General features: G+C 69.2%; 19 protein-coding genes. 14 read left to right on the plus strand and 5 right to left on the minus strand.

Translation table 11 applies throughout. The annotated features are described in order from the left end of the window. Positions 1-74: 74 nt before the first annotated feature. From JWS14_RS19060 to JWS14_RS19085, 6 genes are all read left to right on the plus strand, one after another. The gene (locus tag JWS14_RS19060) at positions 75-2,000 is read left to right on the plus strand and encodes an APC family permease (RefSeq protein ID WP_072942518.1); all 1,926 of its coding nucleotides are present in this window, start codon (positions 75-77) and stop codon (positions 1,998-2,000) included. Further along, a complete protein-coding gene (locus JWS14_RS19065; protein ID WP_072942519.1) occupies positions 1,997-2,593 on the plus strand; it encodes a short chain dehydrogenase in 597 nt (198 codons plus the stop codon). Before JWS14_RS19060 ends, JWS14_RS19065 begins: the two co-directional genes overlap by 4 nt. A 300-nt stretch (positions 2,594-2,893) precedes the next feature. After that, complete coding sequence (locus JWS14_RS19070; protein ID WP_241031678.1) at positions 2,894-4,309, plus strand: amino acid permease; 1,416 nt, start codon at positions 2,894-2,896, stop codon at positions 4,307-4,309. 144 nt (positions 4,310-4,453) lie between these two features. Further along, the gene (locus JWS14_RS19075; protein WP_206014093.1) at positions 4,454-5,800 is read left to right on the plus strand and encodes a hypothetical protein; all 1,347 of its coding nucleotides are present in this window, start codon (positions 4,454-4,456) and stop codon (positions 5,798-5,800) included. Then, a complete protein-coding gene (locus tag JWS14_RS19080) occupies positions 5,800-6,810 on the plus strand; it encodes a glutamate ABC transporter substrate-binding protein (protein WP_072942523.1) in 1,011 nt (336 codons plus the stop codon). Before JWS14_RS19075 ends, JWS14_RS19080 begins: the two co-directional genes overlap by 1 nt. A 40-nt stretch (positions 6,811-6,850) precedes the next feature. Next, entirely contained in the window at positions 6,851-9,022 is a 2,172-nt protein-coding gene (locus tag JWS14_RS19085) for a serine/threonine-protein kinase (RefSeq protein WP_206016108.1), read from the plus strand. Positions 9,023-9,030: 8 nt separating this feature from the next. Here the strand turns inward: JWS14_RS19085 and JWS14_RS19090 are convergent, their stop codons facing one another. Continuing rightward, a complete protein-coding gene (locus tag JWS14_RS19090) occupies positions 9,031-9,246 on the minus strand; it encodes a hypothetical protein (RefSeq protein ID WP_206014094.1) in 216 nt (71 codons plus the stop codon). Positions 9,247-9,452: 206 nt separating this feature from the next. On the opposite strand from JWS14_RS19090, the gene thiG reads away from it, so the two are divergent. Together thiG and JWS14_RS19100 are read left to right on the plus strand one after the other, a co-directional pair. Continuing rightward, positions 9,453-10,220 (plus strand): thiazole synthase, encoded by a 768-nt coding sequence (gene thiG / locus JWS14_RS19095; RefSeq protein ID WP_072942526.1) that lies wholly within the window; start codon positions 9,453-9,455, stop codon positions 10,218-10,220. A gap of 41 nt (positions 10,221-10,261) precedes the next feature. Beyond that, positions 10,262-11,071, plus strand: a complete 810-nt coding sequence (locus JWS14_RS19100) for an MBL fold metallo-hydrolase (protein WP_206014095.1) — start codon at positions 10,262-10,264, stop codon at positions 11,069-11,071. A 1-nt stretch (position 11,072) separates the two neighbouring features. On the opposite strand, the gene JWS14_RS19105 is transcribed toward JWS14_RS19100, so the two are convergent. Next, positions 11,073-11,966 carry a class I SAM-dependent methyltransferase gene (locus JWS14_RS19105; protein WP_206014096.1) on the minus strand — a complete coding sequence of 298 codons (894 nt, stop codon included), beginning with the start codon at positions 11,964-11,966 and terminating at the stop codon, positions 11,073-11,075. 116 nt (positions 11,967-12,082) lie between these two features. Beyond that, positions 12,083-12,961 carry an alpha/beta fold hydrolase gene (locus JWS14_RS19110; RefSeq protein WP_206014097.1) on the minus strand — a complete coding sequence of 293 codons (879 nt, stop codon included), beginning with the start codon at positions 12,959-12,961 and terminating at the stop codon, positions 12,083-12,085. Positions 12,962-13,047: 86 nt separating this feature from the next. Between JWS14_RS19110 and JWS14_RS19115 the strand changes: the two genes are divergently transcribed. Then, entirely contained in the window at positions 13,048-14,970 is a 1,923-nt protein-coding gene (locus JWS14_RS19115) for an AfsR/SARP family transcriptional regulator (RefSeq protein WP_241031410.1), read from the plus strand. A gap of 33 nt (positions 14,971-15,003) precedes the next feature. Here JWS14_RS19115 and JWS14_RS19120 read toward each other — a convergent pair whose 3' ends face one another. Next, positions 15,004-16,002, minus strand: coding sequence for a PHP domain-containing protein (locus JWS14_RS19120; protein ID WP_072942652.1), 999 nt, complete (start codon positions 16,000-16,002; stop codon positions 15,004-15,006). A 45-nt stretch (positions 16,003-16,047) separates the two neighbouring features. Continuing rightward, the gene (locus tag JWS14_RS19125; RefSeq protein ID WP_206014098.1) at positions 16,048-16,923 is read right to left on the minus strand and encodes a LysR family transcriptional regulator ArgP; all 876 of its coding nucleotides are present in this window, start codon (positions 16,921-16,923) and stop codon (positions 16,048-16,050) included. A 72-nt stretch (positions 16,924-16,995) separates the two neighbouring features. On the opposite strand from JWS14_RS19125, the gene JWS14_RS19130 reads away from it, so the two are divergent. The 5 genes from JWS14_RS19130 to JWS14_RS19150 all read left to right on the plus strand — a co-directional run bounded on the left by JWS14_RS19130 (position 16,996) and on the right by JWS14_RS19150 (position 19,869). Beyond that, positions 16,996-17,616, plus strand: coding sequence for a LysE/ArgO family amino acid transporter (locus JWS14_RS19130; protein WP_206014099.1), 621 nt, complete (start codon positions 16,996-16,998; stop codon positions 17,614-17,616). Between the two features lie 47 nt (positions 17,617-17,663). Beyond that, positions 17,664-18,245, plus strand: coding sequence for a hypothetical protein (locus JWS14_RS19135; protein ID WP_206014100.1), 582 nt, complete (start codon positions 17,664-17,666; stop codon positions 18,243-18,245). Then, entirely contained in the window at positions 18,245-18,649 is a 405-nt protein-coding gene (locus JWS14_RS19140; protein WP_072942541.1) for a TIGR03668 family PPOX class F420-dependent oxidoreductase, read from the plus strand. Before JWS14_RS19135 ends, JWS14_RS19140 begins: the two co-directional genes overlap by 1 nt. 56 nt (positions 18,650-18,705) lie before the next feature. Then, on the plus strand, positions 18,706-19,374 hold the full coding sequence (locus tag JWS14_RS19145) for an SDR family oxidoreductase (protein ID WP_206014101.1): 669 nt from the start codon (positions 18,706-18,708) through the stop codon (positions 19,372-19,374). Between the two features lie 153 nt (positions 19,375-19,527). Then, positions 19,528-19,869, plus strand: coding sequence for a hypothetical protein (locus JWS14_RS19150; protein WP_072942546.1), 342 nt, complete (start codon positions 19,528-19,530; stop codon positions 19,867-19,869).

The following is a 19,869-nucleotide window of genomic DNA, read 5'->3' on the forward strand; positions in this document are numbered from 1 at the left end:
CACGATGGTCCCCGGCGCCCGCCGAAACCTCACGCCAATGAGAGCGGGCACCTGAATCCCCAAGGAGGATTCACATGAGCACATTACCGGATTCACCTTCTGCGCCCGGGTCCCCGGACGCTCCCGATCACAAACTGAAGAGAACCCTCGGACTCTGGCAGCTGACGTTGCTGGGGGTCAGCACGCAGATCGGCTCCGGCTGGTTGTTCGCGGTGCTGTCGTCGGCGTCGGTCGCAGGCCCGGCCGCCATCCTGTCGTGGATCCTCGGCGCGGGCCTGTTCATCGTCGTGTCGCTGACCTGGATCGAACTGGGCACCCTGTTCCCGAGATCGGGTGGGATCGTGCGCTATCCGGCGCTCTCTCACGGTGCATTCGCCGGGTGGATCACCGGCTGGGGATACTGGATCGGGACCGTCTGCCTGCCCGCCATCGAAGCGCAGGCCGTCCTGACCTATCTCGGTGGCCGCTTCCCTCATCTCGGCCTGGTGAAGGTGGAGCAGGGCACCACCATCCTCGCCTGGCCGAACGGAATACTCTGTGGCATCGGCATTCTCGCGATCTTCTTCGTCCTCAACCTGTTCGGCGTGAAACTGCTGGCGAAGGTCAACACGTATGTGACGATGTGGAAGCTCGTCGTCCCGTGCCTGACGTTCCTCCTGTTGTTCTTCGCGTTCAACTCGAGCAACCTCACCGTCGGCGGCGGCTTCCTCCCCACCGGCGCGGGCGGCATCGTGCACGCTCTCGCGATCGGCGGGATCGCGTTCGGCTACCTCGGCTCCCGGCAGGTGCTCGACTACGGCGGGGAGGCGCGAAACCCCAAGCGCGACATCCCCTTGGCGATCGTGCTCTCCATCCTCATCCCGATGGTCGTGTACATCGGCCTGCAGATCGGCTTCCTCGGCGCACTCGACTGGTCCGACGCCGGGATCTCCGTCGGAGACTGGGCGGGTCTGCGGACCAGCGACTGGGCGTCGGCCCCGCTGTTCCAGGCTCTCGGCGCGGCCGGATTCGGCGCCTTCGCCACCGTCCTGCTGATCGACGCCGCCATCTCCCCGGCGGGCAACGGCTGGGTCACCCTCGGCAGTGCCGCCCGGGCCTCGTTCGCGTTCGGCATAGACAAGTACGCGCCGAAGGGTCTCGCCAAGGTGAACCGGTACGGCATCCCGTGGGTGTCGCTCGTGGTCGCGATCGTGGTCAGCGCGCTCTTCATGCTCCCGTTCCCGAGCTGGTACCAGCTGGTGTCGGTGGTGTCGGTCTGCCTGGTGCTGAGCTACCTGATGGGCAGCGCGATCGCACCGGTGCTCCGCAAGACCGCACCCCACGCGGACCGCACCTGGCGGCTGCCCGCAATCGGTTTCTGGGCGCCCGCCGGCTACGCGGCAGGCCTGTTCATCGTCTACGCCGCAGGCTTCGCGTCCCTCGCGCAGCTCCTGGTCATCGCATTCGCCGGGGTGAGCATCTACGGCGCCTACACGTCGGTGAACCACGGCTGGGTTCGCAGGCCCGCCGGGTGGTCCATCTCGGCGGTGTTCCTGGTCGTGTGGATCTACGTCAGTTCCCGCGGCGGATGGTTCATGAACACCACCGAGGTGCAGCGGGCCGGCAGCTGGTCGTTCCCGGTCTACTTCGCGGCGATGACCGCGGCACTGCTGGCCTTCGTGCTCGCGCTGCGGGTGGTGAGCACTCCGGCCGGCCGTCGTCACCTCGACGCCGGTGTCTGGCTGATCGCCACCCTCCTCGCGACGCTGCTGGTGTCCTACTACGGCGAATTCGGTCCTCTCGACGAACCGCCGCTCGCCGACTACTGGGACCTGCTGGTCGTGATCACGCTGGCCCTGGTCAGTTACGTGTGGGCCGTCCGCAGCGGTTTCCACACCGAACAACTCGACGCCGCGCTCGCCGACTCCGGATTAGCGGTCGAACCCGCCGCACCCACCCGCACACCGGCACACCGGGCGACACCGGTCGCCGCCGTGCACGGACAGGAGGTCAACTCGTGAAGGTTCTCGTCGTCGGAGGCACCGGCCGCATCGGCACGGCGGTGGTGGACGCCCTGACACCCGACCACGACGTCGTCGTCGCATCCCGCTCCACCGAGGTCGCGGTCGACCTCCGGGATGCCGCGTCCGTCACCGCGCTGTACGAACGGGTCGGGACGGTGGACGCGGTGGTCAGCACCGCGGGTGTCACCCCGTTCCCTGCCTTCGGCGACACCACGACCAGCGACTTCCGGCAGGGTTTCGACGACAAATTGCTCGGGCAGATCGAACTGGTCCTGCGCGGGCTGCCGTTCGTCGCCGACGGCGGCTCGTTCACCCTGGTCACGGGGGTGCTCGCCCGCGAACCCATTCGCTCGGGTGTGGTCGCGTCGACCGTCAACGGGGCCCTGGAGGCGTTCGTGAAAGCGGCCGCAGCCGAACTTCCGCGCGGCATCCGCATCAACGCGGTCAGCCCGAGCGTCGTCACCGAAGCACTCGACGTCTACGGCGACTTCTTCCCCGGATTCGCGCCCGTTCCCGCCGCCGACGTCGCACGCGCGTTCGTCAAATCGGTGGCCGGGATCCACACCGGCCGCGTCTACGAACTGGGGTAACGGCAGCAACCGTCAAACCTCACAATCTGGACCTCAGAGGCGCACCGGAACTGGCACTGTGCTCCCCACCGCACCCTCCATACAGTGTTGTGCATCACATCAACAGTTCAGTTCGCGGTGGATCGTCTCCTCTTTCTCCGCCGGCACTGTTCTCCGTTCCAACCGCCGGTGATCCGACCCGGATCGCGATGGCGACCTGACGTTTCCGGTCAGCGCACAGTGGAGGAAAACGTGACTGCAACACCACCCCCGGCCCAATCCCAGGACTCCGGTCTCGGGAAGGGTCTGAAGAAGCGGCACATGAATCTCATCGCCCTGGGCGGCGTGATCGGTGCCGGATTGTTCGTCGGCAGCGGTGTCGTCATCGAGAGCGCGGGCCCGGCGGCGATCGTGTCGTTTCTCATCGCGGGGGTCATCACGCTCCTGATCATGCGGATGCTGGCGGAGATGGCCGTGGCCAAGCCGGTGGTCGGATCGTTCTACGTGTACGCCAGGGAAGCGCTCGGCAATCGCGCCGGATTCTCCGTCGGCTGGATGTACTGGTACTTCTTCGTCATCGTCGTCGCCGTCGAAGCCATCGCCGGTGGCCGAATACTCCAGCTCTACCTGCCGTCCGCGCCGCTGTGGATCCTCAGCCTCGGCCTTCTCGTCATCCTGACCTGCACCAATCTGGTATCGGCCCGGTCGTTCGGCGAGTTCGAGTACTGGTTCTCGTCGATCAAGGTGATCGCGATCGTCCTCTTCCTCGGTCTGGGTGCCCTGTGGATCACCGGACTGTGGCCGGACTCGACCCCCGGGGTGGCGAACCTCGTCGATCACGGCGGATTCGCTCCGCTCGGCTGGGGCGCGGTACTCGCCGCGGTCGTTCCCTGCGTCGCCTTCTTCACCGGCGCCGAGATCGTGACCATCGCGGCCGCCGAGTCCGCGGAACCCAAGAAGGCCGTCGCCCGGGCGATGCGCTCCATCGTGGTCCGGATCATCACTTTCTACGTCGGATCCATCTTCGTGGTCGTCGCCGTGGTGCCGTGGAGCGCCGAAGCCGTCGGAGTCAGCCCCTACGCGGCGGCCCTGTCCGCCCTCCACATTCCCGGGGTGGCCACGATCATGAACGTCGTCATCCTCACCGCGGTGCTGTCCTGCCTGAACTCCGCCCTGTACACGTCCTCGCGGATGCTCTTCGCCCTCACCCGCAACGGCGACGCCCCGCACATGTTCACCCGCCTGTCGGGTGGCGGAGTGCCCCGGCGCGCCATCCTCGCCGGGACGGTGATCGGATACGCCTCGGTGATCGCCGCGTTCGTATCCCCGGATCTCGTGTTCTCGTTCCTGGTCAACTCGTACGGCGCCGTGGCGCTCTTCGTCTACCTCATGATCGCGATCTCCCAGGTCGCGCTCCGCCGGAAGCTGGAGGCGCAGGATCCCGGGGCCCTCACCCTGAAGATGTGGCTGTTCCCCTGGCTCAGCTACGCGACCATCGCGCTGATGGGGACGGTGATCGCGGCCATGGCCGTGCTCCCCACCACCCGTTCGCAGTTCTGGCTGAGTGTGGTGACTCTGGCCTTCATCCTGATCGGCTACGAGTTCCGCCGGCGCAGCCGCACCAGCGCCGAACGCCTCGACACCGTCACCCCGCCCGCGGAACCGGCCGCCGAACCCGCCGCCACGGGTGCCGAAGCGGAACAACTCGTCGGCGTCGTGACGCACGAACAACACTGACACACACCTTGTCGAAGAGGGGCAGGGACCGCACCGGCGGTCCCTGCCCCTCTTTTGTGCCCCCGATGCCACATCGGCTTTTTCCGGCACGACCCGCCGCGAATCGGGGCACACTTGCAGAAGACCTCGGCGGAGGAGGACACCGTGTTCCACCGCGGAGACGACGTCGTCACCGAAGAACACTCGCTCGACGAGTCGCTGCTCGTCGAGCCCGACTCCCGGCGCCGGCCGTGGCGGGAATTCCTCGTCTCGACCCCGGGACGGCTGTCCGTGCTGGGAATCGTGCTCGTCACCGCGGCGCTGGCGACCGGGGCGGTCACGTCGGCGGCGATCGGCGCCCGGCAACAACGCATCGAGACCCTGCGGACGCACACCGAACCCCTCACCTACGCGGCCGAACGGCTCTACAGTTCGCTGTCCATCGCCGACGCCGCGGCAGCCACGTCGTTCATCTCGGGCGGCGTCGAGCCGATCGCCGTCCGCAATCGGTACAACCAGGCGATCGGGGACGCGTCGAATGCGCTGGTCACCGCGTCGAACGGGGTCGACTCGACCGACGCCGCCGCCCTCGCCCAGTTGTCCGAGGTGTCCCGGAACCTCGCCGCGTACACCACCCTGGTCGCGACGGCCCGCGCCAACAACCGATCGGGCAACCCGGTCGGCGTCGCCTATCTCAGCGACGCGTCCTCGATGATGCAGGACACGATCCTGCCCGCCGCCGAACGTCTGTACTCGGAGCAGTCGAGAGCCGTCGCCGACACCCAGGTCCTCACCGGGCGGCTCCCCAGAGTCGCGTTCGCCGCCACCGTCGCTCTGCTCGTCGCGCTCCTCCTCGCGCAGGTGTACCTGGCGCGCAAGAGCAAACGCCGCATCAACCCCGGCCTCGTCGTCGCGTCCCTGCTCGCCGCCACCCTCCTGGTCTGGCTGGCCGGCGCCACCCTGGTCTCCACCGCGGCCACTGATCGGGCGAGAACCGAAGGGGCGCAACCACTCGCGACGATCACCCAGGCGAGGATCCTCGCTCAGCAGGCCCGGGCGGACGAGACCCTCGCGCTGCTGCAGCGTGGCTCCGACGAACAGTCCGAGATCGACTACGCCCACCGCTCCGCCGCGCTGGCCGACGTGCTCGCGGGCCTGCAGGGCGGTTCTCACGAACCGGGCGCCACGCAGCCGATCGACGAGGCGGTGACGGCACTCGGCGACTGGCGGCACGCGCACGACATGCTGGAGCAGAGGCTGGAGGTGGGGGACTACCCGGGGGCGACGGCCGTCGCGATCGGCCCCGCGGACTCCGCGTCTCCCGCGACGTTCGCGGCCCTCGACGAGGCGCTGCAGCACGGTATCGACAGCTTCCGCGGCGAGGAAGTCGACGGAATGACCGAGTCCTTTCGCTCGTTGTCGCTGCTCGCGGTGGGTAGCATGGTGATCGGCGTGCTCTGCGGGTTCGCCGTCGGTGGGGGGATCTGGCCCAGACTGAACGAGTACCACTGATGACGCGGGTGAGGCGACCGAGACGGCGGACGTGCCCGCGCGCCCTCATCCTTTCGGCCGCCGCGGCCACCGTTCTCGCGGCCGGATGCGCCGCCCCGCAACCCCTCACTCCCATCGCCAGCGGTGATTACTCCGAACAGCCGTTGACGAACGGGCTTCAGATCCATCCGCCGACCGGCGACGTGCCCGCGGAACCACCCGCACCCGACTCCTGCGGCGCGCTGGCGAGCCTCCGCCCGGTCACCGCGCCGGACGTCCGGGCGCCGGGAAGCGCGCTGGCCGAGATCACCGCGCGCGGCAGGCTCGTCGTCGGGATCGACCAGAACACCAACCTGTTCAGTTTCCGGGACCCGACGACCGGCATGCTGATGGGATTCGACGTCGACGTCGCGGGTGAAATGGCGCGGGACCTGTTCGGCGACCCCGGCAGGGTCGAGTTCCGCCTGCTCACGTCCGGCGACCGTTTCGACGCCCTCGAGAAGAAGGCCGTGGATCTCGTCGTCAAGAGCACGACGATCACGTGTGAACGGTCCGAGCGCGTCGCCTTCTCCACCGTGTACTTCCAGGCGTACCAGCGACTGCTGGTGCCGAAGGTCTCCGGTATCTCCGGCCCGGAGGATCTGGCGGGCAAGCGCGTCTGCACCGTCGCCGACACCACCTCACTGGACACCGTTCGCCGGGTGCAGCCCGAGGCCACGATCGTGACGGTGCCCGACTGGGACGACTGCCTCGTGACGCTCCAGCAGCGTCGGGCCGACGCCGCGAGCACCGACGACTCCATCCTGGCCGGGCTCGCCGAGCAGGATCCGAATCTGGAGATCGTCGGCCCGCCGCTGCAGTCGGAGCCGTACGGTATCGGGGTCAACAAGGGCAACGAGGATCTGGTGCGCTTCGTGAACGGGACGCTGGATCGGATGCGCGCAGACGGAACGTGGATGAGGCTCTACGACAGCTGGCTGACGGTACTCGGACCCGTCACGGGACCGCCGACCGCCACCTACCGGGACTGAGGTGTCACCGACCGTGAGCGACGAGACCAGGCGAACCCCGATGGACGAACCGGAATCCACACGCGGAGTGCGGTTCGATCCGTTCGCGGACGACGACGAGGACGAAGTCCCCTCGTCCCGCACGGTGCCGGACGCCGCGCACACCTCCGACCTGTCGATGCTCCTGACCAATCCCGTTCTCGCCGAGCACAAACGGTACTGCGACCGCTGCAAGCGGCCGGTCGGACGCTCCACCGCGGCCCGGCCGGGCGACACGGAGGGGGTGTGCACGCACTGCGGGACCGTTTTCTCGTTCGCCCCCCAACTGGAGGCGGGCGAGTTGGTGGCGGGTCAGTACGAGGTTCTCGGGTGCCTCGCCCACGGCGGCGTCGGCTGGATCTACCTCGCGCTCGACCACAACGTCAGCGACCGCTGGGTCGTCCTCAAGGGCCTGCTGCATTCGGGCGACCCCGAGGCCCAGGAAGTGGCGCTCGCCGAGCGCCGGTTCCTCGCCGAGGTGACGCACCCGAGCATCGTGAAGATCTACAACTTCGTCGAACACCCCGGAATGGACGGCAATCCCGTCGGCTACATCGTCATGGAGTACGTCCGGGGCCGGACCCTGCGCGACGTGCTCACCGAACTGAAGGAGGAGGCGGCGCCCGACGACCCGAAACCGAGGCTGCCGGTGGAGCATGCCATCCGCTACCTCCTCGAGGTCACGCCCGCGCTCGGATACCTGCACTCGATGGGGCTGGTGTACAACGACCTCAAACCCGAGAACATCATGATCGGCGACGACTACGACCAGCTCAAGCTCATCGACATGGGCGCGGTCGCCAGGATCGGCGATCACGGATACATCTACGGCACACAGGGTTACCAAGCCCCCGAGATCGCCACCACCGGGCCCACCGTCGCCTCGGACATCTACACCGTCGGGCGGACGCTCGCCGTCCTGACCCTCGACATGCCCACCGCCGGGGGCTGTTACGTCGACGGCCTGCCGACTCCGGAGGCGTCGCCGCTGCTGGCGGAATACGAGTTCTACCAGCGGCTGCTGCTCCGGTCCATCCACCCCGACCCGGCCAAGCGTTTCGCGTCGGCCGACGAGATGTCGACGCAGCTCCAGGGTGTTCTGCGAGAGGTGCGGGCCCAGCGGACCGGAAACCCGCAGCCGGGACTGTCCCACCGTTTCAGCCCGCAGCGCACGACGTTCGGGACCGACCTCACGATCAGCCGCACCGACGTCTACGTCGACGGGCATCGCCGGGACGAACGCATCAGCGCGATGAGCATCGTTCGGGCACTGCCGATTCCGCTGGTGGACCCGGACGATCCGGCCGCCCCGCTGTTGTCCGTCGTGCACAGCAGACCGCGGGAACTCCTCGATTCGCTGCACCGGGCGAAGGAGGTGGCGGCGAAGGAGGGCGTGGAGTCCACGAGCATCGAGATCCCGCTCGCCGAGGTGCGCGCGCACCTCGACCTCGGGCAGCCGCGTGATGCCACCACCATCCTCGAATCCCTCGACCACGAACTCGAGGACACGTGGCGCGTCGACTGGCACACCGGGCTGTGCGCTCTGGTGGGCGGCGACTTCGAGGAGGCGTTCACCCGCTTCGATTCGGTCCTGACGGCGCTACCGGGCGAGGAGGCCCCGAAACTCGCGCTCGCGGCGACGTCCGAGATGTGGTGCGAATACCGCGCCGCCGAGAACCTCGGGCGGTGGCGCGGGACCGCCGAGAAGTACTACCGCACGGTGTGGCGCACCGATCACGGCGCGGTCAGTGCCGCGTTCGGGCTGGCACGGCAACTCGAGCACCGCGACGACCGGGTCAACGCGGTGGAGGCGCTCGACGAGGTGCCGCCGACGTCCCGGCACTACGCCGAGGCGCGGTTGACGAGTGTGCTGATGCTCGTCCACGATCGGCCCCTCGCGGAGGTGAGCGAACGGGATCTGCAGGAGGCGGCCCGCCGCGTCGAACTGCTCGCCCACGACGAGCGACGCGCGCTCCAGACCCGCGTGCTCGTTCTCGGGGTGGCCGTGGACTGGTTGCATGCCGGCGGTGTCCCCGAGGCGACGAGGATCCTCGGTGTGCCGTTCACCGAGCGCGGTCTGCGCACCGGGGCGGAGGCGGCGCTCCGTGCCCTCGCCCGCAAGGCGCCCGAGCGCAGGCACCGGTACACGCTGGTGGATCTCGCGAATCTGATCCGCCCGACCACGTGGCTGTAGCGCCGGGGTCAGAGCCCGCCGAATCCAACGGGTTCGCGGCCCCACCGGGCATTCCACGTCATCACCTGCATCCGATCGCTCAAAGCGTCACGACTGCGCACTGTTTCGGCGAGCTGCCCCATGAGTTCGATGATGCGACGCCGGGCATCCTCCAATTCCGCGGCCAAACGCTGCTCCTCCCTCGACCTCGCGGTGCGGTTCCTGCCGGCGACCATCGTGTTCATGCCTGCTCCCATCGTGACGTCGCTGCGTGTGCCACTCAGCTCATCTGACCGACAACTCTGCGGCATCTGGTACGGGTCCAGAAGATCCAGAAGAACGGCGGCGCAGGGGTCCAATCTGGACCTATGACGCAGCACACAAGTGGCTCTGACGTCGGGGACGGTTCGACCGTAGGGTTCGGGTACTCAACCCGATCGGAGAGGTACCTATGCGCAATCACACCGACGCACTCACGATCGCGGGCCGGGACTTCTCGTCGCGGCTGGTCATGGGTACCGGGGGTGCGGCCAACCTGGCCGTTCTCGAAGAGGCGCTGATCGCCTCGGGCACCGAACTGACCACGGTGGCGATGCGCCGGGTGGATGCCGTGGGGAGGACCGGTCTGCTCGAACTGCTGGATCGGCTGGGCATCGCGTTGTTGCCGAACACCGCCGGCTGCCGCGGCGCCGCGGAGGCGGTGCTGACAGCACAGCTGGCCCGGGAGGCACTGGGCACCAACTGGATCAAGCTCGAGGTGATCGCCGACGAGCGCACCCTCCTACCCGACGGGATCGAACTCGTGTCGGCAGCAGAACAACTCGTCGACGACGGCTTCGTCGTGCTGCCGTACACCAACGACGACCCGGTGCTCGCGCAGCGTCTGGTCGATGCCGGGTGCGCCGCCGTGATGCCCCTCGGGTCGCCGATCGGCACCGGGCTCGGCATCTCCAATCCCCGCAACATCGAGATGATCGTCGCGCGCACGGACATCCCGGTCATTCTCGACGCCGGGATCGGCACCGCGAGCGATGCGGCGCTGGCGATGGAACTCGGCTGCGACGCCGTCCTCCTCGCCTCCGCGGTGACGCGGGCGTCGGACCCGCCGCTAATGGCGGCGGCGATGGCCGGGGCGGTCACGGCCGGACGTCGCGCCAGGACCGCCGGGCGGATACCGAAACGGTTCTGGGCGCAGGCGTCGTCCCCGGTCGCGGTGTAATCGGGCGCCCGCGAACGCCGACTCGGCTAGCGTGAACGCCCATGCGGGTACACCACCTCAATTGCGGCTCGTTCTCCTCGGCGCTCATCGGGCGGTTGGTGTGCCACGTGCTGGCATGCGAAACCGACACGGGCATCGTGCTCGTCGACTCCGGTTTCGGACTGGCGGATGTCGCCGACCCCATCGGTCGCGTCGGCAAGTACGCGAAGCTGATCGGCGCCCGGTTCCGCGAGTCGGAGACGGCGGTCCGCCAACTCGGCAAGCTGGGGCTGGATCCCTCGGACGTGACCCACATCGTCGCGACGCACCTCGACTTCGACCATATCGGCGGGGTCGCCGACTTCCCGAATGCCACCCTGCACACCACCGCCGCGGAAGAGGCTGCGTCGGAGGGACGTTCGTCGTTCCGGGAGAAGGTGCGGTACCGCCCCGCCCAGCTCACCCCGCGGCCGAGGACGCACACCTATTCGGGGCCGGGCGAATCCGTGCTCGGTTTCTCCGGCGCCCACCCGATCGACGGGGTCGGCGACCGCATCGTGCTCGTCCCGATGCCCGGGCACACCCGCGGTCACGCGGCGGTGGCCGTCGACACCGGCGACCGCGGTTGGCTGCTGCACGCGGGCGACGCGTTCTACCACCGCAGCACCGTCGCCGCCCCCGGGCAGGTGCCGCCGGGAACCACCGGTCGCGCACTGCGGGTGATGGAAGAGCTGATCGCGGTGGACCGTTCGAAGATCCGCGACAATCACCGCCGGCTGCGGGAACTGAACAATCAGGTGGCCCCGCGGGTCCGGGTCTTCTCCGCCCACGACCCGACGCTGTTCGAGGAACTCGCCGCCGAGCGGGGCTGACTCAGCCGCCGGTCTTCACTGCCGTCAGGTAGGTCGCGCGGTCGGCCAGGTCCGCGAGTTCCTCCGGGAGTTCGGGCGCGGGCCTGCCGTACGACTCGGCCAGCGCGAACGGAGAATAACTCCGCACCGACCAGCCGTGCTCGGTCAGCCAGTGCTCCGGGTCGGCGCGCTCGTCGCCGTAGAACAACTGGGTGATGTCGAGGTCGCCGAACGGGTCCTTGTCGAAGTATTTCTTCCTGATCTCGTCGAAACGCTTCGCGTCGGCGCCCGGCGCGAAGTTGTCCACAGCGATGTGGCTACCCGGGCTCGACAGTTCGTCGATCCGCTCGAACAGCGCGTCGTGTGCCGCGCCCGGCAGGTACGCCAGCAGTCCCTCGGCCGACCACGCGGTGGGCTTGCCGCGGTCGAGGCCTGCGGCGTCGAGGGCGGCCGGCCAATCGTCCCGGAGATCGACCGGCACCGCGCGGCGATCGGCCTTCGGCCGCGCACCGTGCTCGGACAGCACTTCCCCCTTGAACTCCAGCACCTTCGGCTGATCGACCTCGAACACCGTCGTGCCCGCCGGCCAGTCGAGGCGATACGCCCGCGCATCCAACCCGGCTGCGAGGATCACCGCCTGCGACACTCCGTCCGCCGCGGCCGTCAGGAAGAATTCGTCGAAGAACCGCGTCCGGAACCCCATGAAACCGGAGAACGGTGTGTCTCCCAGCGAGGACGGGTCGGCCAGCAGCCCGGTGAAATGCGGTTCGCCCGCCGCCTCCACGAACCACGGCGCGTAGTCGTCGCGGATCAGGGCATCGGGACGGCCGGTTTCCAGCGCCCGGAACGTCGCCACCCCCAGGGCCGTGAGCCCCACGCTGCTGACAATGTCCCAGGAATCACCGTCGGTGCGCATGAATACCTCCCGATCGTGCCGAAGTGTCGGACATGACGACCGACCAGGCTCCCCGGCGATTCTACGCCGCCACGCTCACTGCATCTATGATGTTGCTGTACAACCTGTTTCGGCGTCTACCTCTTCAGAAGCGCACGCAGTGCGTCGACGATGTCCCCGGGCGCTTCCTCCGCCATGAAGTGACCCGCGGCGAGGGTGTCGTGCACCAGGTCGGGTGCCCAGGCCCGCCAGAGGCCCGCGGCGTCGTAGCCGAGCACGCTGCCCCAGTCCTGCTGGACGACGGTGACGGGCATCCGCAGGTGGTTCCCGGCAGCCCGGTCCGCCCGGTCGTGCTCGACGTCGATGCCCGCCGACGCCCGGTAGTCGGCGACGATGGACGGCACGGCGTCACGGGACGCCCGGAGGTACTCGGCACGCACGTCGGCGGGCATCGCGTCGGGATCAGCGGTCCAGGCGTCGAGGAAGTGGCCGAAGAACGCGTCGGCGCTCGCGCCGATCATCTGCTCCGGCAGTCCGGGTGGCTGCGCCATCAGGTAGAGGTGGAACGCGACCGCGGCGTCTACTCCGTGCAGGATGTCCCACATGTCCAACGTGGGCAGCACGTCGAGCGATGCGAGATGGCTGATCGCATCGGGGTGGTCGAGTCCGGCGCGGATGGCGACCAGCGCGCCGCGGTCGTGCCCGGCCAGCGCGAACCGGTCGTGGCCCAGTTCCTTCGCGAGCGCGACGACGTCGGCGGCCATCGTCCGCTTCGAATAGACGGTGCCGTCCGTCTCGGCAGGTTTGCCGCTGGCGCCGTAGCCGCGCAGGTCCGGGCAGATGACGGTGTGGTCGGCGGCCAGGTCGGTGGCGACGTGCCGCCACATGAGGTGGGTCTGCGGGAAGCCGTGCAGCAGGACGATCGGGCTGCCGGAACCGCCGACCGCGACGTGCAGGTCCACGTCGTCGGCGACGGTCACGCGCTGGTAGTCGAATCCGGGGATGACAGGGGTCATAGGTGGTGGCCTTCCGTGCTCGGGGTGGTTCTCGTCCAGTCTCGGGGCGGTCGATGAGCATTCGATGAGCGCTATACCGTGGCGGAGTGACTCCTACGTTCGGTGTGCTCGGGCCGGTGGTCGCGTGGGACGAGACGGGCGGCCCCGTCGAGCTGAAGGGACCACGTCACCGGGCGGTGCTCGCCCGCCTGATCGTCGCCCGCGGACGGGTCGTCCCGGTCGGCGTCATCGTCGACGACCTCTGGGTCGACCCACCCGCCGGAGCGAAGGGCGCGGTCCGGACGTTCGTCTCGGCGCTGCGGCGTGCCCTCGAGCCGCAGCGCGCGGCCCGTACCGCCGCGAGGCTGCTCGTCACCGACGGTCCCGGGTACGCGCTCCGGGCCGGCCCGGAGTCCGTGGACGCATGGCGGTTCGAGCACACGGTCGCCGAGGCCGCGACCGCCGCACCGGGGCGGGCACTCGAGCTGTTGGAGGAAGCGCTGGGGTGGTGGCGCGGCCCGTCGTACGCGGAGTTCGCCGGGGAGTCGTGGGCCCACGCCGACAGGACGCGGCTCGAGGAGTTGCGACTGTCCGCGGTGGAGCGGCGGGCGGAGGCCCGGCTGGCCGTCGGGCTCGCCGCCGAGGCCGTACCGGACCTCGATGCCTTTGTGGCCGAACACCCTTGGCGGGAAGGGGCGTGGCGGCTGCTGGCCCTCGCCCTCTACCGCTGCGGCCGCCAGGGTGAGGCACTGGCCGTGTTGCGCCGGGCGCGGGAGCTGCTCGCCGAAGAACTCGGAATCGACCCGAGCCCGCAGCTGACGTCCCTCGAAACCGACATCCTGCGCCGCGACGACCGCCTCGAACTCGACCCCGACCGGATGTGGGAGCGCGCGGCCGCCGCCTACGACCGCACGGTGGCGTCCGGTGCCCGGGCGCGACTCGAATCGACGGTCGGGCTGCTGCGCAGCCTCGCCGTGGCCGGCGGCAGCGGTCTCGCGGCGGCCCGGGAGCAACGGCTCGCGACGATCGTCGCCGCCGAACGACTGGGTGACCCAGAGCTGACCGCCCGCGTGATCGGGGCCTACGACGTTCCCGGCATCTGGACCCGATCCGACGACCCGGAGCAGGCGGCGCTGATCGTCGCCGCGGCCGAACGCACCCTCGCGCGGCTGTCGCCCGGCGTCCACGACACTGCCCGTGCTCGGTTGCTGGCCACGATCGCCCTGGAGTCCCGCGGGACACCGGGCGACCGCGGGTTGCGGGCCGCCCGGGAGTCCGAGGCGATCGCCCGCGCACTCGACGACCCGGCGCTGCTCGCATCCGCGCTGAACGGCGTCTTCATGCACACGTTCCACCGCTCGGGCCTCGCTCCCGAGCGGGACGCGATCGGCCGGGAACTGATCACACTGTCGGTGCGACACGGGTTCGTGAACTTCGAGGTACTCGGGCATCTCGTTCGGCTGCAGGCGCTCGGGGCGCTCGGCGACTTCGCCGGCGCCGACGAGCACGCCGCCGCCGCGGACGACCTGGCCGAGCGGCACGAGCGACCGCTCGTCGCCGTGTTCACGACGTGGTACCGGGCGATGCGCGCGGCGGCGACGGGTGCGTCCGACGCGGACGCCGAGGCCGGCTACCGGGCGGCGGCGAAGCTCCTCGACGGCAGCGGGATGCCCGGCCTCGAGCACGGGATCCTCCCGCTGGCGCTGCTGTGCCTGCGGGTGTCGCGGGGCCTGCCGGCGACGTTCGACGCCGACACCGAGTGGGGACCGTACGAACCGTGGGCGCGGCCCCACCTCCTGCTGGCGGACGGTCGCCCGGACGACGCGGCGGCCGCCCTGCGCCGGGCACCCGAGCCGCCGCGCGATCTGCTCGTCGAGGCGCTGTGGTCGCTGATCGAACACGCCGCGGCCGCCGTCGGCGATCACGATCTGCAGGAGCGCGCCCGAGCCGAATTAGCACCCGCCGCAGGCGAAATCGCGGGGGCGGGGAGCGGGATGCTCACGATGGGCCTTCGGCCCGTGCGTGGTTGACGAGTCCCTGCACTCGCTAGCCACGCACAGGCGTCACTTGGCCCACTCCAGCAGGTCGTCGGCGGACCACGTGTTCACGACGCGGTCGGCGTCGACCCCGCACCGCATCGCGCGCTCGCATCCGTAACCCTGCCAGGCGAGTTGACCCGGGGCGTGCGCGTCGGTGTCGATGGAGAACAGACACCCCAGGTCCATGGCCAGATCGATGAGCCGGCTCGGGGGGTCGCGGCGCTCGGGACGGCTGTTGATCTCGACGGCGGTGCCGTGGTCGCGGCAGGCCGTGAACACCTGCTCGGCGTCGAACGTCGACTCCGGCCTGGTCCCGCGCCCGCCCTCGACGAGCCGGCCCGTGCAGTGACCCAGCACGTCCACCAGCGGATTCTCGACGGCTCTGACCATCCGCCGGGTCATCGCCCCGCGCTCCGCCCGCAACTTGGAGTGCACGCTGGCGACGACGATGTCGAGTTCGTCGAGCAGGTCCGGATCCTGATCGAGCGAACCGTCCTCGAGGATGTCGACCTCGATGCCGGTGAGGATGCGGAACGGCGCGAGTTCCTCGTTCAGCTCGGCGATCACCTCCAGCTGAGACCGCAGCCGCTCCGCCGACAGCCCGTTCGCGACGGTCAACCGTGGGGAATGGTCTGTCAGAGCGCAATATTCGTGGCCGATGAGGGCCGCGCTGCGCATCATCTCGTCGATCGGGCTGCCGCCGTCGGACCAGTCCGAATGGGTGTGCAGATCGCCCTTGAGCGCCTGACGCAACGCGCCGCCGCCGATCGGCTCCGCATTCTCTCGCAGTTCCGCCAGATAGACGGGCACCCCGTCGAGCGCCTCCCGGATCACCGTCGCCGTCTTCGGCCCGATGCCCGGCAGGTCCTTCCAGCTGTCGGTACGCCCGCGGACGTCCCGCTGCTCGTCGGACAGTTCGGCGACCACGTCGGCCGCCCGCCGGTACGCCTTCACGCGGTGCGTCTCCGCCCGCGACCGTTCGAGCCAGAACGCTGTCTCTCGCAGGGCCTGCACCGGGTCCATCGGGCTGTCGGCGTCCATGACTCCAGTGTTGCGCCCACCCGGACGTCACCGCAACGCTTCGCGCGCCCCGTCCCGGACCGCGGTCGTGAGCGCCGCGAGAATGGGCGAATCCAGCTTCCACCGCTGCCAGTACAGCGGAACGTCGATCGGACGGGACGGGTCGAGTTCCACGAGCCGGTGGTCGTCGCCGGTGTGCAATTCCGGCAGCAGTCCCCAGCCCAGTCCGTAGCGGACGGCGTCGGAGAACGCCGAGGACCCGGGCACGAAATGTCGCGGCGGCTGCAACCGGCGCCGGGTGAATCCGCGCAGGAACCGGGCCTGCAGTTCGTCCTTGCGATCGAAGTCGAGCATCGGTGCCACCGCGAGGGCGTCCGCGGTCGGGCCGTCGGGAAGCCAGCGTTCGGCGTAGTCGCGGCTGCACAGCGCGCGGTACCGCATCGACCCCAGCTTCTCGACGGTGCAGCCCTGCACCGCCTCCGGAACGGACGTCACGGCGGCCATCACCGTGCCCTCCCGCAGCAGGGTGGTCGAGTGGAATTCGTCCTCCCGGTGCAGGTGGAACAGCGCCCGGTACTCCGGCGCCAGCCGGGCGAGAGCCGGAATCATCCACGTGGACAGCGAATCCGCGTTGACGACGAGCGGCAGCGTGCTCGTCGCCGCCTGTTCGGGATTGAGCGAAGACATGGCCTCACGCTCGAGGTGCGCCATCTGGCGGGCGAGCGTGAGCACGACGTGCCCGGAGTCGGTGGCCCGGACCGGCTTGGCCCGCTGCACCAGGACGCGTCCCACCTGCTGCTCGAGCGCCTTGATCCGCTGGCTCACCGCGGACGGCGTGATGTGCAGTACCCGGGCCGCGGCGTCGAAGGTGCCTTCGTCGATCACGGCGGCGAAGGTGCGGAGAGCGGACAGGTCCAGATCCATATGAAGCGATGCTAATGGCAATGAAGGATAATTAGCTGGATTGATGACGGTGGGGTTCGTAGCGTGGTTCCCATGCACCTCACCCCTGCCCTGCTCACGGCGGCGGCCGGCTTCGGCACCGGCCTGTCGCTGATCGTCGCGATCGGCGCGCAGAATGCGTTCGTCCTGCGACAGGGGATCGTCCGCAGGCACGTCCTGCCGGTGGTCGTGCTGTGCGCGGTGTCCGACGTCGCACTCATCGCCGTCGGGATCAGCGGAATCGGGGCCGTACTCGCCCACGCTCCCGCCGCCGTCACCGTGATCCGCTGGGCGGGAGCGGCATTCCTCGTCTCCTATGCCGTGCTCGCCGCCCGTCGCGCTCTGCGCCCCGGAACGCTGGACGCCACGATGGAAGTCGGATCGGCGACCCTCGCGACGTCGATCCTCACCTGCCTCGCGCTCACGTGGCTCAACCCGCACGTCTACCTCGACACGGTGCTGATGCTCGGCTCGGTGGCCAACAACCAGGGCGATTCGGGGCGGTGGCTGTTCGGTCTCGGCGCCGCCACCGCGAGTGTCACCTGGTTCCTCGCACTCGGCTACGGCGCCCAGTTCCTGCATCGCGTGTTCGCCCGCCCGAACGCGTGGCGCGTGCTCGACGCCGGGATCGCCGCGCTGATGCTCGCCCTCGGCATCACCCTCGTCACCAGCTAGTCAACTTTTTGTTGACAGAGCACATCCTGTCAACCAATACTTGACAGATGTCGGATGCCGCGCTCACCCAGCTGCTGTCGGACGCGATCGCCAAGGCGGACCCCCGGATCGACCCGGGGCTCGATCACGACCCCGCCGCCTACCTGGCCCTCGTCCGGCTCACGTCGCAGGCGCGGGACTCGGTCGACGAACTGCTGGTCTCCGCGATCTCCGCCGCACGCTCCGCCGGCCACAGCTGGGACACGGTCGGCGCCGCCCTCGGCATGTCGCGGCAGGCGGCGCAACAACGCTTCGGCAAACGGATCGGCGACGCCCCCGACCCGGACCCGGACGGCCGCACCCGCCGGCTCACCCCACTGACCGCGTTCAACGAGATGCGCATCCTCAACCGCGCCGGCTCGTACGGCTGGCACTCCGTCGGATTCGGCACCCTGTTCCACACCGTCCGCAAGTCCGACGAACAGTGGGAGCACACCCGGGCGTCGGCGCTCGCGAGCCGCGAGAAACTCGAGGCCGACGGCTGGCAGAAGGTCGGGACGCTGTGGTTCCCGTGGGCGTACTTCAAGCGCCCGCTGGGCATCCCCGCGCTCCCCGAACCGGTGAGCGGCGACTACCTGATGGAACCGTGATGGACGCCGTCGCACGATTCGCGGCCGCCCGCGTCGCCCGGCTCGCCACGGTCGGGGCGGACGGGGTGCCGCACCTCGTCCCGCTCGTCTTCGCGCTCGACTCCGACGCCATCTATTCCTGCGTCGATCACAAACCCAAACGCACCACGGCCTTGCGGCGCCTGAAGAACATCTCCGGCAACCCCGCCGTCACCCTGCTGGTGGATCACTACGACGAGAACTGGGACCACCTGTGGTGGGTGCGGGTCGACGGCCGGGCCCGGATCCTCGACCCGGACTCCGACGAGGGCGCCGCCGCGCTCGACGTCCTCGCCGCGAAGTATCCGCAATACGTCGACCGCCGCCCGGACGGGCCGGTGATCGCGATCCGCGACCTGAGGTGGCATCACTGGTCCGCCCTGTGAGTACTTGTTAACCGCCGGCGGTTAACAAGTACTCACAGGGCGATAGCCTCTTCCGCATGCCCACAGCCCTGATCACCGGCGCCAGCCGAGGCCTCGGAGCCGCCATCGCCCGCGAACTCGCACCGACCCACGACCTCCTGCTCGGCGCCCGGTCGGCCGGGTCGCTGACCGGCATCCTCGCCGAGCTGCCGGGCGCGAAACCCTGGCCGGCCGAGCTGACCGATTACGACGCGGTGGCGGCGGCGTGCGCACCGATCGACCGGCTCGACGTCCTCGTCCACAACGCCGGCGTCGCCGACCTCGCGACCGTCGCGGAGTCGACCGTCGAACAGTGGCGGCACACGCTCGAGGCGAACGTGATCGCGGTGGCCGAACTGACGCGACTGCTGCTGCCCGCTCTGCGCGCCGCAGGCGGCCACGTGGTGCTCATCAACTCGGGTGCCGGCATCCGCGCGAACGCCGGCTGGGCGTCGTATGCGGCGAGCAAATTCGCGCTCCGGGCGTTCGGGGACGCGCTGCGGCTCGAGGAGCCGTTACTGCGCGTCACATCTGTTCACCCCGGTCGGATCGACACCGATATGCAGCGTGCCATCGTGGCCGGCGAGGGCGACGAGTACCGGCCGGAGAAGTACCTGCAGCCGTCGACCGTCGCAAAAGCCGTGCGTACTGCGGTGGAGACGCCGCGTGACGCGCACCCTACAGAAGTCGTGCTGAGGGTGCGCTGACAGCGGAGAAACCTGCGTGAGATACATCACAGATTGATCTCGCAGAAAGGCTTTAAGCTGCTCACAATCAGTCGCCCTACAGTTCTTCTCATCAGCAGAGATCGCAAACGCGAGTCGGCTCCAGCGAGCTGACTCCCAGGAGGTATCCCCACGATGAACACCGAACAGCGTATGCACAGCGACACCGTCGTCGCGGTCGACGGCGACGTCTTCGCGACGATGTTCACTCTCGATCTCGGTGACGGCGAGGTCGATCGCGACGCGGTCGAGCGGATTCACGGCGGCGACTTCGACGAGTGGATCGAGGCGGCAGCGCGGTCCGGTCTGTTCACGCCGCAGGCGGTCGCGGCCCTGGTTCAGCAGTGGCAGGAGAACCCGAAGTCCCTGTTCGACGCGCTCCTCGTCGATGCCGACGAGATGACCCACAAGCGCTACGCGATCATCTGGGACGCGCTCGACGACGTCGACACGTTCGAGAGCGTCGAATACGCCTGA

This window comes from Rhodococcus koreensis, assembly GCF_017068375.1.
Classification (GTDB): Bacteria; Actinomycetota; Actinomycetes; order Mycobacteriales; family Mycobacteriaceae; genus Rhodococcus_F; species Rhodococcus_F koreensis.

Coding starts and splice junctions, on each gene's coding strand:
- JWS14_RS19060 (WP_072942518.1), top strand. CDS start 75: ATGAGCACATTACCGGATTCACCTTCTGCGCCCGGGTCCCCGGACGCT.
- JWS14_RS19070 (WP_241031678.1), top strand. CDS start 2,894: ATGAATCTCATCGCCCTGGGCGGCGTGATCGGTGCCGGATTGTTCGTC.
- JWS14_RS19080 (WP_072942523.1), top strand. CDS start 5,800: ATGACGCGGGTGAGGCGACCGAGACGGCGGACGTGCCCGCGCGCCCTC.
- JWS14_RS19085 (WP_206016108.1), top strand. CDS start 6,851: ATGGACGAACCGGAATCCACACGCGGAGTGCGGTTCGATCCGTTCGCG.
- JWS14_RS19090 (WP_206014094.1), bottom strand. CDS start 9,246: ATGAACACGATGGTCGCCGGCAGGAACCGCACCGCGAGGTCGAGGGAG.
- thiG (WP_072942526.1), top strand. CDS start 9,453: ATGCGCAATCACACCGACGCACTCACGATCGCGGGCCGGGACTTCTCG.
- JWS14_RS19100 (WP_206014095.1), top strand. CDS start 10,262: ATGCGGGTACACCACCTCAATTGCGGCTCGTTCTCCTCGGCGCTCATC.
- JWS14_RS19105 (WP_206014096.1), bottom strand. CDS start 11,966: ATGCGCACCGACGGTGATTCCTGGGACATTGTCAGCAGCGTGGGGCTC.
- JWS14_RS19110 (WP_206014097.1), bottom strand. CDS start 12,961: ATGACCCCTGTCATCCCCGGATTCGACTACCAGCGCGTGACCGTCGCC.
- JWS14_RS19120 (WP_072942652.1), bottom strand. CDS start 16,002: ATGGACCCGGTGCAGGCCCTGCGAGAGACAGCGTTCTGGCTCGAACGG.
- JWS14_RS19125 (WP_206014098.1), bottom strand. CDS start 16,923: ATGGATCTGGACCTGTCCGCTCTCCGCACCTTCGCCGCCGTGATCGAC.
- JWS14_RS19130 (WP_206014099.1), top strand. CDS start 16,996: ATGCACCTCACCCCTGCCCTGCTCACGGCGGCGGCCGGCTTCGGCACC.
- JWS14_RS19135 (WP_206014100.1), top strand. CDS start 17,664: ATGTCGGATGCCGCGCTCACCCAGCTGCTGTCGGACGCGATCGCCAAG.
- JWS14_RS19140 (WP_072942541.1), top strand. CDS start 18,245: ATGGACGCCGTCGCACGATTCGCGGCCGCCCGCGTCGCCCGGCTCGCC.
- JWS14_RS19145 (WP_206014101.1), top strand. CDS start 18,706: ATGCCCACAGCCCTGATCACCGGCGCCAGCCGAGGCCTCGGAGCCGCC.
- JWS14_RS19150 (WP_072942546.1), top strand. CDS start 19,528: ATGAACACCGAACAGCGTATGCACAGCGACACCGTCGTCGCGGTCGAC.